Origin of the sequence: Nocardia brasiliensis (assembly GCF_042691675.1) — a bacterium.
Lineage (GTDB): Bacteria > Actinomycetota > Actinomycetes > Mycobacteriales > Mycobacteriaceae > Nocardia > Nocardia brasiliensis_D.
Map to the genome: position 1 here is coordinate 2,616,679 of NZ_CP170507.1, position 18,501 is coordinate 2,635,179.

The window sequence follows — 18,501 nt, forward strand, 5'->3', positions numbered from 1 at the left end:
GGTCATCCGGCGTGACGGAGGACGAGCAGGCAGCGGGATTCGACCGGAATCGTGGCCGCCGCGGGGTAGCTCGCGTCGGCCGAACCGGTCGGGGTCGAGCAGTCCAGCGCGACAGTCCATTCCAGGCCGTAGTCGGTGCCGGGCAAGGTGAAGTCCATCGCCTCGTCGTGGGCGTTGAAGCACAGCAGGAACGAGTCGTCGGTAATCCGCTCGCCGCGCGGGCCGGGTTCGTGGATGCCTTTACCGTTGAGGAACACGGTCAGCGACTTGCCGAAGCCGCTGTCCCAGTCCGCGGTGGTCATCTCCGCGCCCTCCGGGGTGAGCCAGGCGATGTCGCGCGCGCGGTCCTTCGACCGCACCGGCCTGCCGTCGAGGAAGCGGCGACGCCGGAAGATGGGATGCTCGGTACGCAGCGCGATCACGGTGCGGGTGAATTCGAGCAGGTCCGAATTCTCTTCCATCAGTGACCAATCCATCCAGGCCAGCGGGGAGTCCTGACAGTACACATTGTTGTTTCCGTGCTGGGTGCGGCCCATTTCGTCGCCGTGCGCGAGCATCGGCACGCCCTGGCTGAGCACCAGCGTGGCCAGCAGGTTGCGGCTCTGCCTGGCCCGCAGGGCGAGGATGTCCGGGTCGTCGGTGGGGCCTTCGACGCCGCAGTTCCACGATCGGTTCCAGCTCTCCCCGTCGCGGTTGTCCTCGCCGTTCGCCTCGTTGTGTTTCTCGTTGTAGGACACCAGGTCGCGCAGTGTGAAGCCGTCGTGCGCGGTGATGAAGTTGATGCTCGCGCTCGGCCTGCGCCCGGTGGCCTCGTACAGATCCGAGGAGCCGGTGAGCCGAGAGGCGAACTCGCCCAGGGTCGCCGGCACGCCGCGCCAATAGTCGCGCACGGTGTCGCGGTATTTGCCGTTCCACTCGGTCCATAGTCCGGGGAAGTTGCCGACCTGGTATCCGCCCTCGCCGACGTCCCACGGCTCCGCGATCAGCTTCACCTGGCTGACCACCGGATCCTGTTGCACCAGATCGAAGAACGTGGACAGCCGGTCGACGTCGTGCAGCTCGCGGGCCAGCGTCGCGGCCAGATCGAAGCGGAAACCGTCGACGTGCATGTCCAGCACCCAGTAGCGCAACGAGTCCATGATCAGCTGCAACGTGTGCGGGTGGCGCACGTTCAAGCTGTTGCCGGTGCCGGTGTAATCCATGTAGTGCGACGGATCATCGTCGAGCAGGCGGTAGTAGGCGGCGTTGTCGATGCCGCGGAAGCTGAGGGTCGGACCGCGGTGGTTGCCCTCGGCGGTGTGGTTGTAGACCACGTCGAGGATCACCTCGATGCCCTCGGCGTGCAGTGCGCGCACCATCGCCTTGAACTCGGTCACCGCGGAGTCGGCGCGTTTGATGGCGGCGTACTCGTTGTGCGGGGCCAGGTAGCCGAAACTGTTGTAGCCCCAGTAGTTTCGCAGCCCCTGGTCCAGCAGCACGCTGTCGTGCAGGAACTGGTGCACCGGCATCAGCTCGATCGCGGTGACGCCCAAGCCTTTCAGGTGTTCGATGATGGCGGGGTGCGCGATGCCGGAGTAGGTGCCGCGCAACTCTTCCGGGACGTCGGGATGGGTGGCGGTCATGCCCTTGACGTGCGCCTCGTAGATCACCGTCTCGTGGTACGGCCGGTTCGGCGCGCGGTCGGTGCCCCAATCGAAGTACGGGTTGATCACCACGCCCGCCATGGTGTGGCCGAGTGAATCCAGGCCGTGCGTGTACAGCGACGGATGGTTGTCGAATTCGCCGTCGAACGCCTTGCCGTACGGGTCGAGCAATAGTTTGCTCGAGTCGCAACGCAATCCGTGCTCCGGATCGTACGGACCGTGCACGCGGAATCCGTAGCGCTGACCGGGTCCGACCGCTGGCAGATAGGCATGCCAGACATACCCGTCCACCTCGTCGAGCTGAATCCGGGATTCGGTGCCGTCCCGGGCGATCAGGCACAACTCGACGGCGTCGGCAACCTCGGAGAACACCGAGAAGTTGGTGCCCGCCCCGTCGTAGGTCGCACCCAGCGGATAGGCGGTGCCGGGCCACACACCGAGTGGTGTCGCGTCACCGGACGCTGCGTCGGGCTGAGCCATAGCAATGACATTAGCGGCAGCGGCGTTTTGCTCGGCGCGGACGGTTGCGACCGGGAGGTCAGCGGGGTCGGGTGGTATCCAGCCAGCGCTGCCGGTAGCCGAGCCGGACGGCCGAGCGGGCCAGCCCGCCCAACACAGCGCGCTGCGCCCAGCGTGGGATCCCGGCGAGGTAGCCGTCCTGGTAATCCCACAGCAATGCCAGGGCGAGTGGGCCGCGGGGCGCACGTGCCCGCGGCTGCTCCCCCTTACGCGGGTGTCCCGAGCGACCGTCGCCAGGTCTGACCGATCACATCGGCCCCCCAGCTGTGCTGCGGGCTTTCTTCGACGAGCTCGAAACCGGCCCGCTGGTAAATTTTCCGGGCCGCGGTGAGGACGTCGACGGTCCACAGCACCATTTCGCGGTACCCTGCCGCGGTTGCGAAGCGCAAGCATTCCTCGACCAGCGCGGACCCGACGCCGAGACCGCGGGCGGTGGGCTCGACCAGCAGCAGCCGCAATCGCGCCGTGGTCTCGCTCTCGGCGACGCAGCAGATGCTGCCCACCGGTTCGCCGCCGGATTCGGCGATCCAGGCATGCTCGCGCTGCTCGTCGTGCGCGTTGAGATAGTCGGCGACGATGCGCACGATCAGTTCCTCATACGTTCCGTCCCAACTGTATTCGTCGGCGTACAGCCTGCCGTGCCGTTCGATGATCCAGCCGTAGTCGCCGGGCTTCGGCGTCCTGATGACGAACGGTGGCGCCGCCGCCGCATTAGCGGGATGGTCCAGGACCTGCTGGATGGTCCGCATGGCGGTGACCAGGCGGGCCCGCGCGGCGGGTGGTTTGGCGTTGAGCAGGTAGCCGATTTCGTCGCTGGAGCGCTGGTCGAGCACGGCGAATATTTCCTTGCCTCGGGTGGTGAGCCGAACCTCTTGGCGGCGGGCGTCGCTGTCGGAGCGGTTGCGCCGCACCAGGCCCGCATTCTCGAAGCGGGTCAGGATGCGGCTGAGGTATCCGGCGTCGAGATCCAATGTCTGCCGCAGTGTTACCACTTCGGCGGTGCCGGAGTTGGCCAGCTCGAACAGGATTCGGACCTCGGTCAGCGAGTATTCGCTGTCCAGCAGCCCTTCTCGGAGTGCGCCGATGACCTTGGTGTAGCGGCGGTTGAATTCCCGGACTGCGGCGACATCCGTGGCGGTGACAGTGGTCACGAGGGCTCCGTTCGGCATTGATCGTTGACTTAGTCAAAGAATAGCCTCGCAGGCTGCCGAGCAACAGGAATTCCCGCAGCTGACTTTCGCACCCAGCTCCAGTGGTAACTTGAACGCCGTTCAAGCCCGTCGGCTACGCCGGGGCCGTCGCTCGACCGCAAGGATTCCTGTGGCACTGACCCTTGACGAGATCACCGCCCTCGATGCCGAGCATGTGTGGCACCCCTACGGCGGGTTCCCCGCGACCACCGAGCCGCTGGTGGTCGCCGAAGCCGCCGGCACCCGGCTCACCCTCGCCGACGGCCGGGAAGTGATCGACGGAATGAGCTCCTGGTGGGCCGCCATCCACGGTTACCGGCACCCGGTGCTGGATGCCGCGCTGGTGGCGCAATCGCAGCGGATGAGCCATGTGATGTTCGGCGGCCTCACCCATGAACCCGCCGCGCGCCTGGCCGAGCTGCTGGTCGCGCTCACACCCGCCGGTCTGGACAAGGTGTTCCTGTGCGACTCGGGCTCGGTGTCGATCGAGGTCGCCGTGAAAATGTGCCTGCAGTACTGGCGCTGCCACGACAAGCCCGCGAAGCGGCGGCTGCTCACCTGGCGCGGCGGCTATCACGGCGACACGTTCACCCCGATGAGCGTGTGCGACCCGACGGGCGGCATGCACTCGCTGTGGACCGACGTGCTGGTCGACCAACTCTTCGCGCCGATGCCGCCGCGCGACTATCGGCCCGAGTATGTCGCGGAGTTGGCGCGCATGATCAGCGCCAACGCCGACGAACTCGCGGCGGTCATCGTGGAGCCCGTGGTGCAAGGCGCGGGCGGGATGCGATGGCATCACCCGCGCTATCTGACCGATCTGCGCAGGCTGTGCGACGAGCACGGTGTGTTGCTCGTCTTCGATGAGATCGCCACCGGATTCGGCCGCACCGGAACGTTTTTCGCGGCCGATCAGGTCGGCGTGAGTCCGGACGTGATGTGCGTCGGCAAGGCATTGACCGGCGGCTACCTCACGCTGGCCGCCGCGCTGTGCACCACGCTGATCGCCGAGACGATCAGCGCGGGACATGGCGGGTTGATGCACGGGCCCACCTTCATGGGCAACCCACTGGCCTGCGCGGTCGCGGTGGCCTCGATCGAACTGCTGCGGTCGGGCGACTGGCGCGGCGACGTGGCGCGGATCGAATCCGCGCTGGAAGCGGGGCTCGCTCCGCTGCGTGACCTGCCCGGTGTCGTCGAAGCGCGGGTACTCGGCGCGATCGGGGTGATCGAGCTCGACCGGCCGGTGGATATGCGGACCGCGACGGCTGCCGCCATCGGCGCGGGCGTGTGGCTGCGGCCATTCCGGAATCTCGTGTACACCATGCCGCCGTTCATCAGCACCGCCGAGGAGGTCGCGGCGATCACCGCCGGGATGCGCGCGGCGGTCGCGGCGCAGTCGGTCTGAGGCCGGGCGCGGCGGGCTTGTATGTACTTCTTGAACGGCGTTCAAGTATGCTGCGGAGCTGTGACTACCGATCCATTGAGTTGGTTGGACGAGCGCGCGTCCGCGCGGGTGGCCGCCGGGCTGCGCCGTGAACTACGCCCCCGTCCCGCGCGGTCGCCATCGATCGACCTCGCTTCCAACGACTACCTCGGGCTGGTCCGCCATCCCGAGGTGATCGAGGGCGCGATCGAAGCGGTGCGGCGATGGGGCGCCGGGTCGACCGGTTCACGACTGGTCACGGGCACCACTGTCGAACACGAGTTGCTGGAAGCCGAACTGGCCGAGTTCGTCGGCGCCGAGGCGGGACTCGTCTTCGCGTCCGGGTACGCCGCCAACCTCGGTGCGGTCACCGCGCTCGCCGGGCGTGGGGCCCTGGTGGTCTCCGACGCGGGCAGCCACGCGTCGCTGGTCGACGCGTGCAGGCTGTCGCGGGCCAGGGTGGAGATCGCCCCGCACGCCGATGTCGACGCCGTCGACCGCCTGCTGGCCTCGCGTACCGAGGAACGGGCGCTGGTGCTCACCGACTCGGTGTTCAGTGCCGACGGGGATCTCGCGCCGCTCGCCGAGCTGCACCGGGTCACCCGGGCGCGTGGTGCGGTGCTGATCGTGGACGAGGCGCACGGGCTGGGTGTGCGTGGCGCGGGCGGGCGCGGGCTGGTGCACGAGGTCGGGCTGGCCGGTGAGCCGGACCTGGTGATCACCGCGACCCTGTCGAAATCCTTTGCCGCGCAGGGCGGAGTCGTGCTCGCCGATGGACGGGTGCGGGCGCACCTGATCGACGCCGCGCGCACCTTCATCTTCGACACCGGCCTCGCGCCCGCCGCCGTCGGTGCGGCACGGGCGGCGCTGCGGGTGCTGCGGCGCGAACCCCACCTGGCGGGCCGAGTACTGGAGCGTGCTGCCGACATCGCGCGCATTGCCGCTGTGCCCCCACCGGATTCGGCGGTGGTCTCGGTCGTGCTCGGCAAGGCGCAGGTCGCCTACGACGCGGCCCAGGCATGCCGCGCCCGCGGACTCGACGTCGGCTGCTTCCGGCCGCCGTCGGTGCCGGAGGGCGCCTCCCGTTTGCGACTCACCGCCCGCGCGGACCTCAGCCCCGATGAACTCGACACGATAGCAACGGTTCTCGGCGACGTGCTGGCCGAGGCACGCGGATTGGATGTGGTGCGGGCGTGAGTACCGAGAGACCAATGATCGTAGGAACGTGTGCGCCGCAGGTGGTGTCGGCATGAGCATCCTGTTGGTCACCGGAACATCCACGGATGTCGGCAAGACCGTCGTGACCGCGGCCGTTGCCGCCATCGCGCTGGCCGAAGGTAGGTCGGTCGCGGTATGCAAGCCGGGACAAACCGGTGTCGCGCCCGGTGAACCTGGTGATCTCGCCGCTGTCGAACGGCTCAGCGGCGTGACTCGCACCGTCGAGCTCGCGCGCTACCCCGACCCGCTGGCACCCGACACCGCCGCGCGCCGCGCCGGTCTGCCGGAGCTGACGCTGGCCGAAACCGCCGCTGCTATAGACGCACTCGCCGACGCCGACCTCACCCTGGTGGAGGGGGCGGGTGGACTACTGGTCCGGCTCGGTGATTTCACGCTGCTCGACCTCGCCCAAAAGCTCGGTGCCCCGGTCCTTCTAGTGACCGCCCCCGGCCTCGGCACCCTCAACCACACCGAATTGACCACCCGCGCATTGCAATCGGCGGGCGTCCACTGCGCCGGTCTGGTGATCGGCTCCTGGCCGACGGCCCCCGACCTGGCCGCCGAATGCAACCGCATCGACCTACCCCGCGTCACCGGTGTCGACATCGTGGGGACCATCCCCGAAGGCGCCGGTTCCTGGCACCGCACCCACTTCACCGCCGCAGCTCCGAACTGGTTCGCCCCCAGCTGGTCCCCGTTCACCTGACCGCACGCCGCGCCCCGTTTCGCCCCACGCGCATGAATTCGCCAGCAATTCAGTGCGCGGCTGGAGAATCGGTACGCGGCATCGCGTCAGCGGATGGCGTCGTCGGTGCGCGGCTGGATGGTGGAGGCGGGCACGAGGTTCCAGGTTTCGAGTTGTTTACGGATCTGTTCGGCGGCGTCGATGTTGAGGGGGCCGCTGGTCCACATGGCGTAGGGGAGATTGAGGAAGCGGCCCTCGGTGACGGCGCGGAGTTGGTTGATGCCGGGCTTGGCGCGCAGCAGTTCGACCTTCTGGGCGAAGGTTTGCGGCGGGTAGTCGACGAACATGATGGCGTCGGGGTCGGCGGCGGCCAGCCGCTCCCAGGACACCCTGGTCCAGGTGTCGGCCACGTCGTCGAGTGCGTTGCGGCCGCCGGCGGCCGCCAGGATCGCTTGGGGCGCACCGAAACTGCCGCTGGACATGAGGGAGTCGGTGGCGCTGTCGAACAGGAAGATGGTCGGCTTGCGCTCCGCCTGCGGTGCCGCGGTCAGCGCGGCCAGCCGACGGTCGAGGTCGGCGGTGAGTTCGGTGGCGCGGTCGGCGTGGCCGGTGATGGCGCCGAGGTTGGTGAGGTCGGTGCGTAGTGCCGTCCACGGTTCGACGATGCCGCGAGGACGTTCGCCATTGCGCTGGCGGCAGCTCTCGGTGAGCGTGTAGGCCGCGATACCGGCCTTGCTCAACGAGTCCGGGGTCAGATTCTTGGCCTCGTCATAACCGTAACTCCACCCGGCGACCATGACGTCGGGTCCCTGCGCCAGCACCGTCTCCCGCGAAGGGTATTCGGGCGCAACGGTCTTCAGCTCATCGACGGCGGGCCCGTAGTGCCTGCGCAACGTGTCCGCGTCCCGCTGCACACTCGACACCGCGACCACCTGCTCCTGCGCCCCGAGGGCAAGGATCATCGAGATCAGATTGCCGTCGTTGACGAACAAGCGCTTCGCGGGCGCCGGAAACCGCACATCCACTTCGCAATTCCGGATCGTGAGATCCCCGCCGCCCGCCTTCTCCGCACTACACCCAGCCGCCGCGGCAGCCAGCGCCACCGCCAGCAGAACTCGCAAAGTGTGCCTCATATTTCGCCTCTCATGGTGTTCAACAGTTCGAGTAGTGCCACGCCGCCGGGTCATCGGGTCGGGTCGCGTTGGGTTATCAGGAGGTGGGGGATGCCGGTTTCGGGGTGGGGGACGCGTAGGGCATGGACGCCGAATACCGGATCGACCACGGCGGGGGCGAGGGCAGTCGAAGGTTCGGCCAAGGGGTGCGCGATGCCGTTGTGTAGTACCAGAATTCGGTCGCAATACCGATCGGCCAGCGCCAGGTCGTGCAGCGCCATGACCACCGTGCGGTTCAGCGTGCGGGTCAGCGCCAGGAGCTCGAGACGGTGGGTGATGTCCAAATGGTTGGTGGGCTCGTCCAGCAGCAATACCGGCGTGTTCTGTACGAGCGCGCGTGCCAGCAGGACTCGTTGGCGCTCGCCCCCGGAGAGGCGATGCACCGGTCGCTCGGCGAAACCGGTCAGGTCCACTGTCGCCAATGCTTCTTCGACCGCCTGTTGTTCGCGTGGCGATCCGCCACCCCACGGCGGCAGATATGGCGTAAGCCCAAGGGCCACCACCTCACCCGCACGGAGATCAGCGGGCGGCCGCTCGTCCTGCGCGACCATGGCCACGGTCCGAGCCCGCTGCCGCGCCGACAAGGTGTGCAGCACTCGACCATCCACGGTCACCTGCCCCCGCACCGGTCGCCGTACTCCCGCAAGGACCTGCAATAACGTCGTCTTCCCGGTACCGTTCGGCCCGACGATCCCGATCGTCTCCCCGGCGCGGATCGCAAAGTTGACGTCGGCGACCACCGTCCGCCGACCAGCGGCACACGCGAGCCCGTTGACCGCCAACGCCCCGGCATCGCTTGTTGGTTCGGCCACTTCGCTGCTGACCACATCGAGCCCTGGCTCGTGCTGACTGGGTCCGTTCATGCTTCACCGAACCGATAGCGTCGTCGCCCCATCAAGACCAGGAACGCGGGTGCGCCGATCAGCCCGGTCAGGACACCGACCGGGATTTCGGTGGGCCGGACCAGAATTCGGGTGGCGGCGTCGGCGACGACGAGGAACAGGGCGCCGCACAGCGCGCAGGCGGGCAGCAGGCTGCGGTGACGCGGACCGACCAGCAGGCGGGCGGCGTGCGGAATGACCAGGCCGACGAAGCCGATGCCACCGGACACCGCGACCAGCACCCCGACCAGCACCGCCAGCAGGAGGAACAGGGCGATGCGCAGTTCCTTGACCGGAACGCCGAGGGAGGCGGCGGTATCGGCGCCGACGGTCAGCGCGTCCAGCCAGCCGCTGGCGAGCAACAGCGCCAGACCGGCCAGCACAACCACGCTCAGCGGCAACGCGATTCGCGTCCAGTCCGCACCCGCGAGGCTGCCGAGGAGCCAGAACAGCACCGATTGGGCAGCGGCGGGATCCGGTCGGCGGAAGATGAGATAGCTGCTCAACGCGGCGAACGCGGAGCCCAGGACGGTGCCGGTGAGCACCAGCCGCAGCGGTGTCAGCCCACCCTGGCCGACGGTGATCAGGAAGACCAGCCCCGCCGCGACGAACGCACCGACCAGCGCCCCACCCGACAACGCCCACACCCCCGCACCGGCGAAGAGTCCGGAGGTGATCACCGCGGCCGCGCCGACACCGGCACCCGAGGACACCCCGAGCAGGTACGGATCGGCGAGCGGATTACGCACCAGCGTCTGCATCGCGGCGCCCGCCAACGCCAGTCCGGCGCCGACGATCGCGGCCAGCACCGTGCGTGGCACCCGCAACTGCCACACGATCGTGTCCACACCGAAGTCGGTGGGCGGCTGGCCCAGGATGCGGTGCCGCAGCACCTCCAGCACCGACGAGACCGGCAGCGTTTCCGCGCCGAAGCCGGTGGCGAGGATCATCGCGCAGATCAGTAGCGCCCCGAGGACGGGGAAGATGATCGCCGTGCGGACACGGATCATCGGTGGTGCTCCACAGGCAAGTCGCGGCCTCTCCAGAGTGTGTCGCGCAGGGGAGGTCTGACTTTCGCCGAGTAGGCGATCACAGTGGCGCGACCGTTCCGGAATTGCACCGGATTCCCGCACCTGCAGGGATGACGGCCGAACTCTACCGTTCGGTCGGATTCGCCGGTATCGCCGGGTCGTTCTGGAATGGCAGCCGTCCACACCCTTACCTACAGTGGGGAAGATGTCGCCGTTCGAAGATCGGCACCCGTCCACTGTCGCGGACTGGGACGACGCGCGACGCAGAGCCCGGCTACGGGACACCAGCCTGTGGCACGAGTGGAAGACGTTGCGCCGCACCCGGTCGGCGGTGCTGCGGGTGGTCGCACTGCTCGCCGCCGTACTGATCGTGTTCGCGCAGTACCTGACCTACGACGTCGAACCGCAACAGGTGCGACTGGCCCGCACCGAGCCCGCGATCCTGCCCGTCGCCGCCCCGGTCGATCCCGAGAACTGGGACACCGTCGTGGTGGACATGGTCGGCCTCGGTGGCCTGGATGCCAGGCCGACCGCCGCCGCGTTGCCCGCGCTGCGCGGAATGGGCGTCGTGTGGGCCATCCGCTACGACAACGAAGGCATCGACACCGAGGTGATCGCCGACCTGATCATCCGCGCCACCGAGCTGTCCGGATTGAAGAACATCGTGCTGGTCGGGCACAGCATGGGCGGTGTGATCGCGCTGGAGGTCGCCAAACACATCCACCTCGGCAGCGACCGCCGCCTGGTCGGGGTGATCCTGGACTGCACGCCGGTGGATCTGAACGCGGTCCGCCCGGAGAGCCGCGGCCGCGGTGAGGACATGGTGCGCTGGATGCGCTGGCTGCCCGGCGCGCGGGAAAGCCGCCTGTTACGGCTGGCGGTGGAAACCTATGCGCGCCGGGACCGTTTCGTCTTCCGCGGTGGCGGGGGCGTGCCGCCCGGCATCCGCTTCGCCCGGCTCGGCGAGGTGCTGGGCGAGGTCTGGCGGGAGAAGATCTTCTCCCGCAACGCGGCGAGCAACGGGCTGATCGAGGCACAGTTCACCGCGATCGTGGCCGGCGGCGCGGCCAACGATCTGCGGGCGCTGGCCGCTCCGGCGGACGGAAAGCCGCGGCCCGCCATCGTTTTCATCCGGCCGCGTGATCCGAGCCAGGATCGGGTGGTCGATGTCGAGTACTCGCACCGGGTGTTGATCGAACAGTCCGGTGGGGTGGACGGCACGCTCTCGGTGGTGCGGGCGCGAAATATCGGGCACGCCAACCCGATGCAGCGGCCGATCGAATACAACGCGGCGATCGAGCAGCAGATCCTGCCGTTCATCCAGCGCTACCAGCAGGAGGTCCGGGCGACGAGGACCGCCGCGGCGCCACGTTGACAGGCCACGTGGGGCCCTCGGTCAGCGGACGCGGGTGCCGAGGAGGTGGCGCACGCCCGCGATGAACAGTTGCAGGCCGAAGTCGAAACGGGCGGTGGGGTCGGGGGTTTCGTCGAGGGGGGTTTCGTCGTCGGGGAGTGCGCCCGCGGAATCCATTTGCATCCTGGACTGTTCGTCGACGGTTTGGCCGAGGACGTAGTACAGCAGCGTGAACGAGGTGAGCTCGGCTTCGTGGCGGGGCATGCCCGCGCGAATGGCCGCGCCGGCCATGCGTTCCCGGCCCTTGCTGGTGGTGAGTCTGGATGCGTAGGTGGCGGAGACCAATTCGGCGCCGTCGCGGTAGGCGAGCAGGCAGTCGCGCAGCCGGTGCGCCAATTCGCTGAGCTGGCCGGACCATTCGGTGGCGACGATCGGATCGTCCATCGGTGCGAGGATCTTGTCCGCGACCGCGCCGAGCAGCGCCTGTTTGTTGGGAAAATGCCAGTACAGCGCACCCGGTTGCACCTGAAGCGAGCCGGCCAGCCGGCGCATGGTCAGGTCGGCGAGGCCGTACTGGTCGAGAATCGCGATGGCGCCGTCGACCACGTCCGCTCTGTGCAGTTGCACCCGAATTCCTTCCGTGTCGATGGTGGCGCTCCGGGCCCCCTCGGTGGTTAGGGAGGCTACCTTCTCCGGGTCTTCGGCTCGCGCCGCAGTGCTCGGCGGCGGTGCTCGCAGTGTTTTGACTCACTGTCCGCTCTACCCTAGCCTGAACACCGTTCAAGTTGCACGGCCACCTCGGCCGAACGAAGGGATTCGTGCAGTGACCCAGGCTCCTGTTGACACCTCCATATTGGCGATCGCCCGCGGGCAAGTGCTCGAACGCGGCGAAGGGCTGACCCAGGAGCAGACCCTGGAGGTGCTCCGCCTAGGCGACGACCACCTCGAAGAACTGCTGGCCTTGGCCCACGACGTGCGGATGAAGTGGTGCGGCCCCGAGGTCGAGGTCGAGGGCATCATCAGCCTCAAGACCGGCGGTTGCCCCGAGGACTGCCACTTCTGCTCCCAGTCCGGCCTGTTCCAGTCGCCGGTCCGGGCGGCCTGGCTCGACATCCCCAGCCTCGTCGAGGCCGCCAAGCAGACCGCCAAGACCGGCGCCACCGAGTTCTGCATCGTCGCCGCCGTGCGTGGTCCGGACGAGCGCCTGATGGCGCAGGTCGCCGCCGGTGTCGAAGCCATCCGCAACGAGGTCGACATCCAGGTCGCGTGCTCGCTCGGCATGCTCACCCAGGAACAGGTCGATCAGCTCGCCGCCATGGGGGTGCACCGCTACAACCACAATCTGGAGACCTCGCGCTCGCACTTCCCGAACGTGGTCACCACGCACACCTGGGAAGAACGCTGGGACACCCTGCGCATGGTCCGCGAGGCGGGCATGGAAGTCTGCTGCGGCGGCATCCTCGGCATGGGCGAAACCCTGGAGCAGCGCGCGGAATTCGCGGCGAACCTGGCCGAGCTCGAACCGGACGAGGTGCCGCTCAACTTCCTCAACCCGCGCCCCGGCACCCCGTTCGGCGACCTCGAGGTGCTGCCCGCCGCCGACGCGCTGCGCGCCGTCGCCGCGTTCCGGCTCGCGTTGCCGCGCACCATCCTTCGCTTCGCCGGCGGCCGCGAGATCACCCTCGGTGACCTCGGCGCCAAGCAGGGCATCCTCGGCGGCATCAACGCCGTTATCGTCGGCAACTACTTGACCACCCTGGGCCGGCCCGCCGAAGCCGATCTCGATCTGCTCGGCGAGTTGAAGATGCCGATCAAGGCGCTCAACGAAACCCTCTGAAGCATCCCATGAGTAATGTCATGGACATGGACGAGCGCTACAACCCGTTCACCGGCAAACGGATAGTGCCCGGGCTCGATGACGCGATGCCCGCGGCCGCCGCGCTGGGATTGGAGCCGCCGCGCTTCTGTGAGCAGTGCGGCCGCCGGATGGTGGTGCAGGTGAGCCCGGACGGCTGGTGGGCCAAGTGTTCCCGGCATGGCGTGATCGATGCGACCAGTCTGGAACGCCGCTAGTGACGACGCCTCGGAGTGGGGTGCGGCGCGAGGCGCGCGCCGCCGCGGTGATCGCGCTGGCCGTCACGCTGGTCAGTGCGCTCGGCGGTGTCGTGTGGGGCCTGGTGGCGCCGAGTGAGCAGCTGCTGGTGGTCGAGCCCGGCCGCGGTGGCCTGCTCACCGGGGAGAGCATGCACCAGTTCGACGGCGTGGCGATGTTCGTGTGCTTCGGGGCGGTGCTCGGCCTGTTGAGCGCGGTCGCCGCCTGGCGGTGGCGCGCGGTACGCGGGCCGCTGTCGCAGATCGGCTTGTTCGCCGGGTCCGTCGTCGGCGCCGTGCTGATGGCGCGGGTCGGCGAGCAGGTGGCCGAGTGGCGGCACCCGCGGCCGCACGATCCGCCGGTCGGGCAGATCGTCGAGTTGCCGATCGGGGTGGGCAGCTGGCTCGCGCTGATCATCCAGCCGCTGATCGCGTCGCTGCTCGTGTTGTTCCTCGCCGCGCTGAGTTCGTCGGAGGATCTGGGCACCGGCAGTCGGGCCACCCCCGAGACCGGATCGTTCGATCCGGCAGGCGCATTCGGGCCGTACGGCACCGCGTCCCAGCCTGCGGGTGGCGGCCCGATGCCTTACCGTAGCTACGAACCAGCTTCGGAAGCCGGTTCCGGTTCGTTGCCGGAGACTCGTCCCAGCCGCTGATCGTTGTCCGAACCGTTGCCCGCGGGACGGCACACGCGTACCAAAAAAGCCTAAAATTGTAGGACACGCTGTGCGTTCAGAGAGGAACGAGTCGTGGCGTTCGTCGGTAGCGGGCCGGTCGTCGAGGAAATCGACGCCCAATTCTGGCGGGTGGTCGAACCACTCGTCTACCAAGGTGATTCCCAAGAATTCGTGATCCCCGCCGGCTTCCGCACCGACTTCGCCTCGGTACCTCGGGCTTTGGTCTGGCTTATTCCCCGCTACGGCGCCTACACCCGCGCCGCCATCCTGCACGACTACCTGCGCAGCGCGAACGTGGTGAGTATCGCGGACGCGGACGGCATCTTCCGGCGCTGCCTACAGGAGCTGGGTGTCTCGGTGCCGCGGCGCTGGATGATGTGGGCGGGGGTGCGATTGGCCAGCGGGTTGCGCGGCGCGACGGTCGGCGCGCTCGCGACGTGGGTCCTGATCGCCGTGCCGTCGATGGTGTTCCTGGCGATTCCGGTGATCGTGGTCCAGGTGTTCCTTGTCCTGTTCTGGTTGGTGGAGTTGGCATTCTGGGGTGCCGCGCGCCTGTTCACCCGCACCGCCGCTCCACCACCCGAGCCGCAGATGAAGACGGCCTGAACCTGTCTGGGGTACCGTTTCCGGAGTGTTCGTGCGGTGTATCGAGGTGATCCGGTGGGTTGATGCGCTCGTCGTGCGCAGCGACCGCGGCACAGCGAATGTCCTCGGCCGACGGGGTCGCCCGTGAGGAGACGGCAACGACCCGACCCGATAATCGAACAGGTGCGACGGATGACGACGGCGTTGCGCATCCCGCGGCCGTGGGACCTTACGGTATTCCTGGCGCAGGTCACGGCCATGGTGGGCAAGGAGATTCGGCTGATGCCGTTACCCACGGGGCTGGCGGACGGGATGCCGTGCGGCGTGCTGCTGGAAAGCGCCGACCACATCGTGATCGCCTACGACGCGGACAGTTCCGGTTATCACGCCGAACATATTGTGCTGCACGAGATCGGGCATCTGCTGCTCGACCACGCGGGTGTCGACGCCGACCGCGCCAGACGCGCCACCATCGAAATGCTCTTTCCGAGTATGGATCCGGACAGCGTGCTGCGCGTGCTGCAACGCAGCGACTACGACGACGCCGCCGAACATCAAGCGGAACTCTTCGCCTCACTCGTGCTGTCCGAATCCCGTACGGCGCCGGTGGGTTCGCCGGTCCGCCGGACGATCTTCCGGGACTGAGCCGCCGTTGTGGTGACCTCGTCCTGGCCGACCTTGTGGTCGCTGCCGGTGGTCGGCTATGCCTGGATCTTGCTCGCGGTGCGGCTCACCAGGTTTCGCGCGACGCAGCTGGACCACCGTGGCAATCTCGCGCTCGCCGTGCTCGTCATCGCGTCCACCATGCGCGAACCCACCTTGCAGCGCGGGTTGGTCGCCCTGTCCGGGGGTTATCTGTCGGCTGCCTGGCTGTTTCAGCTCGCGATAATTCTGATGGGCGCGGTCGTCGGGTTCAATGTGCTGGTGCTGGCCGCCGCGCTCGGTCTGCGCTATCGACCCGCTGTCGTGCACGGGATCGCCGTCGGCAGCGCGTTGATCGCGCTGCTCTGTGGCACGGGTGCACGCGATCATGGTGTCGCGATCGCGGACGAAATCGGCTGGGCGCCCGTGGGTTTCTGGTTGGCACTGCTTCCGCCGATGGTCTGGCTCGACAGCCTGGTGATTCGGCTGGGCATCGCTCAATTGCGGCAGCGGCCCGAACGCCGGGAGGTCGTGGCGTATGCGGCGCTCGCGCTGTTTCCGACCGTGCACCTGCTCGGCTTCAGTTGCGCGCCGATCGCGGCGGTGTTCCTGGTTCGCGGTGAGCACAACATCTTCACCGCGCTGCTGGCCGCCGCGGATCGCGACATCCTGCTGTATCAGTTGGTGATCATCGTGGTCGGCATGACTGTGCCGCTGCTGCTCCGGCTGGCCCAACAATTGGGATTGGACGCCGCGTCGCGCAGCCGGAAACGGCTGTTGCCGCTGTGGTCCACCTGACCGCCGCCTGCCCGGAACTCGTTTACCGAGGCCCGGTGGGCGACCTCGGCAGCCGATTCCTCTTGCACCGCACCGTCATCGAGATCCGTGACTGCCTGCGCATCTTGTCCCGCTATGCGCCGGAGCCCGCCTCCCTTACCGGCGACGCCAACGCCGTCCAGGACTACGCCATCCAACTCGCCCACGCCTGCGCCGCCAAGGCCGCGGGTGCGCCCGCCTCGGGCGCCGTGCTGGCGCTGCCCTCCACCGCGGGCGACGTCGACGCCGAAATCGCCGAACTCACCACCCTCGCGGCACATTGGAGCAGAGCTCGCACCGTCGCGGCTTTGCCGAGCGCGACCCGCGCCTGATGTCCTGATCAGGAAATGCGCGCTCATCGGGGCGGATAATTGGGTAGAGGGGATGACGGGAGCGGGAGTACCGTGCGGCGGTCGGATTGGTTGCCTGAATACGGAAGGGAGGTCCGGTGTGCGCGAGAACAAGAAGACGGCCGCTGCTGCGGATCTGCCTGCCGAAGCACGCGAGCGCGCCGACCTGGTTGCTTGGCGGCGGCGAGACGCGTTGCGGCGCGGCAATGCCGCGCAACCGGTGCCGAACAAGCGGCGGTATCGGCGGGGCAGCAAGCATCGAAAGGCCAGTGTCGATTCGTGAGTCGGCGCCTCTACTGGCGGCTCAGGTCGGTGGCCGCAGCGCCGCGAATTCGTCGGTGACGCGGATGCCGGAATCGGTGTAGCGGTAGACGGCGGCGGGGCGGCCGCCCGCTCGGCCCGGGGCCCGGGTTTCGCCGGTGGGGGTGATCACCTTGCGGCGCGAGAGGACTCGTTGCAGATTCGTCGTGTCGACGTCGTAACCGAGGGCAGCGCAATAAATTTCACGCAGTGTGGACATGGTGAAGTCGGCGGGGGCGAGGGCGAACGCGATATTGGTGTAGGAGAGCTTGGCGGCCAGACGAGTGCGGGCGTGGTCGACGACGGTGCCGTGGTCGAAGGACATGGGGGGCAGCGCGGAGACCGGATGCCAGTCGGTGTCGGCGGGTAGCTGCGGGTCCGCGGTGAGCGGCACCAGACCGAGGTAGGCCGAGGCGATGCGGCGCGGCGGCGGGACCCGGTCCGGGGCGCTGAAGACCGACAGCTGCTCGAGGTGGGCCAATTCGCGCACATCGACCTTCTCGGCGAGCTGGCGGCGCGCGGAGGTGTCGAGGTCCTCGTCGTCGCGCAAACGGCCGCCAGGCAGCGACCAGGTGCCCTTTTGGGGGTCGAGCGCGCGCTCCCACAGCAGTACCGCCAATTCGGTCCGTTGCCAGGGTGGACAGCGGCCGATGATCTCGTTCCGGGCGTCGGCAGGGCTCGGACCTGCGGCGATGTTCGCGGGGAAGCGGCGAACCTGGAACACCGCGGTGAGCGTTTCATGGATGGTGCTACTATGGGCCACGTTTTCGATTGTAAGTCGAAAACCTGGTTTGGTGCGAATCGGCGGTGGAGCCGACCGCACGACGAAGGGAGCCATCATGGCGACGATGGGTGCGAAACTAGCGCCTCCGCTGATGGGGCAGGTGTTCGACGGGCCGACGGGGTTCACGGGTGTCGAGGCCACCCCGGAGTGGGCGCAGGAGATCAAGCGACTGGCCCGCGAACGAAACGCGACGATTCTCGCGCACAACTATCAGTTGCCGGAGATCCAGGACGTGGCCGATCACGTCGGTGACTCGCTGGCATTGTCGCGGATCGCCGCCGAGGCACCCGAGGACACCATCGTGTTCTGCGGCGTGCATTTCATGGCCGAGACCGCGAAGATCCTCAGCCCCGCCAAGACCGTCCTCATTCCGGACCAGCGGGCGGGCTGCTCGCTCGCGGACTCCATCACGGCGGCGGATCTGCGTGCCTGGAAGGCCGAATTCCCGAACGCGGTGGTGGTGTCCTACGTGAACACCACCGCGGAAGTGAAGGCGCTCACCGATATCTGCTGCACCTCGTCCAACGCGGTCGACGTGGTCGCCTCGATCGACCCGGACCGCGAGGTGCTGTTCCTGCCGGATCAGTTCCTCGGCGCGCACGTCAAGCGGGTCACCGGACGCGAGAACATGCACATCTGGGCCGGTGAGTGCCACGTGCACGCGGGCATCAACGGCGACGAGCTGACCGAACAGGCGCGCACCCACCCGGACGCGGACCTGTTCGTGCATCCCGAATGCGGTTGCGCCACTTCGGCGTTGTACCTGGCGGGCGAGGGCGCGTTCCCGGCCGACCGGGTGCACATCCTGTCCACCGGCGGCATGATCGACGCGGCCCGGGACGTGCAGCAGCGGCGGCTCGGCAACGGCGAGCAGGGGCAGTCGACCCAGGTGCTGGTCGCCACCGAGATCGGCATGCTGCACCAGTTGCGAAAGGCCGCCCCCGGCATCGACTTCCAGGCCGTGAACGACCGGGCCTCGTGCAAGTACATGAAGATGATCACCCCGGCGGCGCTGCTCCGCTGCCTGGTCGAGGGCCGCGATGAGGTCCATGTCGATCCGGAAACCGCCGCGCGCGGCCGTAATTCGGTGCAGCGAATGATCGAGATCGGCAATCCGGGCGGTGGTGAGTGAGGCCG

20 protein-coding genes and 1 riboswitch are annotated in these 18,501 nt (G+C 68.1%); of the genes, 13 read left to right on the plus strand and 7 right to left on the minus strand.

Features of this window, described 5'->3' with window-relative positions; translation table 11 throughout:
* Positions 1-2 precede the first annotated feature (2 nt).
* Together glgX and ACFK0J_RS12215 are read right to left on the minus strand one after the other, a co-directional pair.
* Positions 3-2,123, minus strand: coding sequence for a glycogen debranching protein GlgX (gene glgX / locus ACFK0J_RS12210; RefSeq protein ID WP_378739476.1), 2,121 nt, complete (start codon positions 2,121-2,123; stop codon positions 3-5).
* 245 nt (positions 2,124-2,368) lie between these two features.
* The gene (locus ACFK0J_RS12215) at positions 2,369-3,313 is read right to left on the minus strand and encodes a GNAT family N-acetyltransferase (protein ID WP_378739478.1); all 945 of its coding nucleotides are present in this window, start codon (positions 3,311-3,313) and stop codon (positions 2,369-2,371) included.
* A 169-nt stretch (positions 3,314-3,482) separates the two neighbouring features.
* On the opposite strand from ACFK0J_RS12215, the gene ACFK0J_RS12220 reads away from it, so the two are divergent.
* From ACFK0J_RS12220 to bioD, 3 genes are read left to right on the plus strand one after another with little or no spacing between them, the layout of a single operon-like run.
* On the plus strand, positions 3,483-4,760 hold the full coding sequence (locus tag ACFK0J_RS12220) for an adenosylmethionine--8-amino-7-oxononanoate transaminase (RefSeq protein ID WP_378739481.1): 1,278 nt from the start codon (positions 3,483-3,485) through the stop codon (positions 4,758-4,760).
* A 60-nt stretch (positions 4,761-4,820) separates the two neighbouring features.
* On the plus strand, positions 4,821-5,975 hold the full coding sequence (locus tag ACFK0J_RS12225; RefSeq protein WP_378739484.1) for an 8-amino-7-oxononanoate synthase: 1,155 nt from the start codon (positions 4,821-4,823) through the stop codon (positions 5,973-5,975).
* Between the two features lie 52 nt (positions 5,976-6,027).
* Positions 6,028-6,702, plus strand: coding sequence for a dethiobiotin synthase (bioD, locus tag ACFK0J_RS12230; protein WP_378739487.1), 675 nt, complete (start codon positions 6,028-6,030; stop codon positions 6,700-6,702).
* Between the two features lie 86 nt (positions 6,703-6,788).
* On the opposite strand, the gene ACFK0J_RS12235 is transcribed toward bioD, so the two are convergent.
* From ACFK0J_RS12235 to ACFK0J_RS12245, 3 genes are read right to left on the minus strand one after another with little or no spacing between them, the layout of a single operon-like run.
* Positions 6,789-7,814, minus strand: a complete 1,026-nt coding sequence (locus ACFK0J_RS12235; RefSeq protein WP_378739490.1) for an ABC transporter substrate-binding protein — start codon at positions 7,812-7,814, stop codon at positions 6,789-6,791.
* Between the two features lie 50 nt (positions 7,815-7,864).
* Positions 7,865-8,716 (minus strand): ABC transporter ATP-binding protein, encoded by an 852-nt coding sequence (locus ACFK0J_RS12240; RefSeq protein WP_378739493.1) that lies wholly within the window; start codon positions 8,714-8,716, stop codon positions 7,865-7,867.
* Positions 8,713-9,744 carry a FecCD family ABC transporter permease gene (locus ACFK0J_RS12245; RefSeq protein WP_378739496.1) on the minus strand — a complete coding sequence of 344 codons (1,032 nt, stop codon included), beginning with the start codon at positions 9,742-9,744 and terminating at the stop codon, positions 8,713-8,715. Before ACFK0J_RS12245 ends, ACFK0J_RS12240 begins: the two co-directional genes overlap by 4 nt.
* Positions 9,745-9,798: 54 nt before the next feature.
* A riboswitch (cobalamin riboswitch) is annotated at positions 9,799-9,863 on the minus strand.
* Positions 9,864-9,970: 107 nt separating this feature from the next.
* On the opposite strand from ACFK0J_RS12245, the gene ACFK0J_RS12250 reads away from it, so the two are divergent.
* Positions 9,971-11,140, plus strand: coding sequence for an alpha/beta fold hydrolase (locus ACFK0J_RS12250; RefSeq protein ID WP_378739498.1), 1,170 nt, complete (start codon positions 9,971-9,973; stop codon positions 11,138-11,140).
* 21 nt (positions 11,141-11,161) lie between these two features.
* Here the strand turns inward: ACFK0J_RS12250 and ACFK0J_RS12255 are convergent, their stop codons facing one another.
* Positions 11,162-11,746, minus strand: a complete 585-nt coding sequence (locus ACFK0J_RS12255) for a TetR/AcrR family transcriptional regulator C-terminal domain-containing protein (protein ID WP_378739501.1) — start codon at positions 11,744-11,746, stop codon at positions 11,162-11,164.
* Between the two features lie 196 nt (positions 11,747-11,942).
* Here ACFK0J_RS12255 and bioB point away from each other — a divergent pair, with 196 nt between their 5' ends.
* The 8 genes from bioB to ACFK0J_RS12295 all read left to right on the plus strand — a co-directional run bounded on the left by bioB (position 11,943) and on the right by ACFK0J_RS12295 (position 16,563).
* On the plus strand, positions 11,943-12,956 hold the full coding sequence (gene bioB / locus ACFK0J_RS12260; RefSeq protein ID WP_378739503.1) for a biotin synthase BioB: 1,014 nt from the start codon (positions 11,943-11,945) through the stop codon (positions 12,954-12,956).
* Between the two features lie 8 nt (positions 12,957-12,964).
* Complete coding sequence (locus ACFK0J_RS12265; RefSeq protein ID WP_378739505.1) at positions 12,965-13,192, plus strand: hypothetical protein; 228 nt, start codon at positions 12,965-12,967, stop codon at positions 13,190-13,192.
* Positions 13,192-13,866 (plus strand): DUF2567 domain-containing protein, encoded by a 675-nt coding sequence (locus tag ACFK0J_RS12270; RefSeq protein WP_378739507.1) that lies wholly within the window; start codon positions 13,192-13,194, stop codon positions 13,864-13,866. The genes ACFK0J_RS12265 and ACFK0J_RS12270 overlap by 1 nt, the downstream gene beginning before the upstream one ends.
* A gap of 93 nt (positions 13,867-13,959) precedes the next feature.
* Entirely contained in the window at positions 13,960-14,493 is a 534-nt protein-coding gene (locus ACFK0J_RS12275; protein WP_378739510.1) for a DUF1353 domain-containing protein, read from the plus strand.
* Between the two features lie 171 nt (positions 14,494-14,664).
* Positions 14,665-15,117, plus strand: coding sequence for a hypothetical protein (locus ACFK0J_RS12280; RefSeq protein ID WP_378739512.1), 453 nt, complete (start codon positions 14,665-14,667; stop codon positions 15,115-15,117).
* A gap of 9 nt (positions 15,118-15,126) precedes the next feature.
* Positions 15,127-15,912: a hypothetical protein gene (locus ACFK0J_RS12285; protein ID WP_378739514.1), complete on the plus strand. Its 786-nt coding sequence runs from the start codon at positions 15,127-15,129 to the stop codon at positions 15,910-15,912.
* Between the two features lie 35 nt (positions 15,913-15,947).
* The gene (locus ACFK0J_RS12290; protein WP_378739516.1) at positions 15,948-16,262 is read left to right on the plus strand and encodes a DUF6545 domain-containing protein; all 315 of its coding nucleotides are present in this window, start codon (positions 15,948-15,950) and stop codon (positions 16,260-16,262) included.
* 118 nt (positions 16,263-16,380) lie between these two features.
* On the plus strand, positions 16,381-16,563 hold the full coding sequence (locus ACFK0J_RS12295) for a hypothetical protein (protein WP_378739518.1): 183 nt from the start codon (positions 16,381-16,383) through the stop codon (positions 16,561-16,563).
* 21 nt (positions 16,564-16,584) lie between these two features.
* Here the strand turns inward: ACFK0J_RS12295 and ACFK0J_RS12300 are convergent, their stop codons facing one another.
* Positions 16,585-17,343: an NUDIX domain-containing protein gene (locus ACFK0J_RS12300; RefSeq protein WP_378739520.1), complete on the minus strand. Its 759-nt coding sequence runs from the start codon at positions 17,341-17,343 to the stop codon at positions 16,585-16,587.
* A 76-nt stretch (positions 17,344-17,419) separates the two neighbouring features.
* On the opposite strand from ACFK0J_RS12300, the gene nadA reads away from it, so the two are divergent.
* Positions 17,420-18,496 carry a quinolinate synthase NadA gene (gene nadA / locus ACFK0J_RS12305; protein ID WP_378739522.1) on the plus strand — a complete coding sequence of 359 codons (1,077 nt, stop codon included), beginning with the start codon at positions 17,420-17,422 and terminating at the stop codon, positions 18,494-18,496.
* Positions 18,497-18,501 lie beyond the last annotated feature (5 nt).

What these genes read in the sequence shown, in the direction of transcription:
- glgX (WP_378739476.1), bottom strand. Translation starts at nt 2,123, where the DNA reads ATGGCTCAGCCCGACGCAGCGTCCGGTGACGCGACACCACTCGGTGTG.
- bioD (WP_378739487.1), top strand. Translation starts at nt 6,028, where the DNA reads ATGAGCATCCTGTTGGTCACCGGAACATCCACGGATGTCGGCAAGACC.
- ACFK0J_RS12235 (WP_378739490.1), bottom strand. Translation starts at nt 7,814, where the DNA reads ATGAGGCACACTTTGCGAGTTCTGCTGGCGGTGGCGCTGGCTGCCGCG.
- ACFK0J_RS12240 (WP_378739493.1), bottom strand. Translation starts at nt 8,716, where the DNA reads ATGAACGGACCCAGTCAGCACGAGCCAGGGCTCGATGTGGTCAGCAGC.
- ACFK0J_RS12245 (WP_378739496.1), bottom strand. Translation starts at nt 9,744, where the DNA reads ATGATCCGTGTCCGCACGGCGATCATCTTCCCCGTCCTCGGGGCGCTA.
- ACFK0J_RS12250 (WP_378739498.1), top strand. Translation starts at nt 9,971, where the DNA reads ATGTCGCCGTTCGAAGATCGGCACCCGTCCACTGTCGCGGACTGGGAC.
- ACFK0J_RS12265 (WP_378739505.1), top strand. Translation starts at nt 12,965, where the DNA reads ATGAGTAATGTCATGGACATGGACGAGCGCTACAACCCGTTCACCGGC.
- ACFK0J_RS12280 (WP_378739512.1), top strand. Translation starts at nt 14,665, where the DNA reads ATGACGACGGCGTTGCGCATCCCGCGGCCGTGGGACCTTACGGTATTC.
- nadA (WP_378739522.1), top strand. Translation starts at nt 17,420, where the DNA reads ATGGCGACGATGGGTGCGAAACTAGCGCCTCCGCTGATGGGGCAGGTG.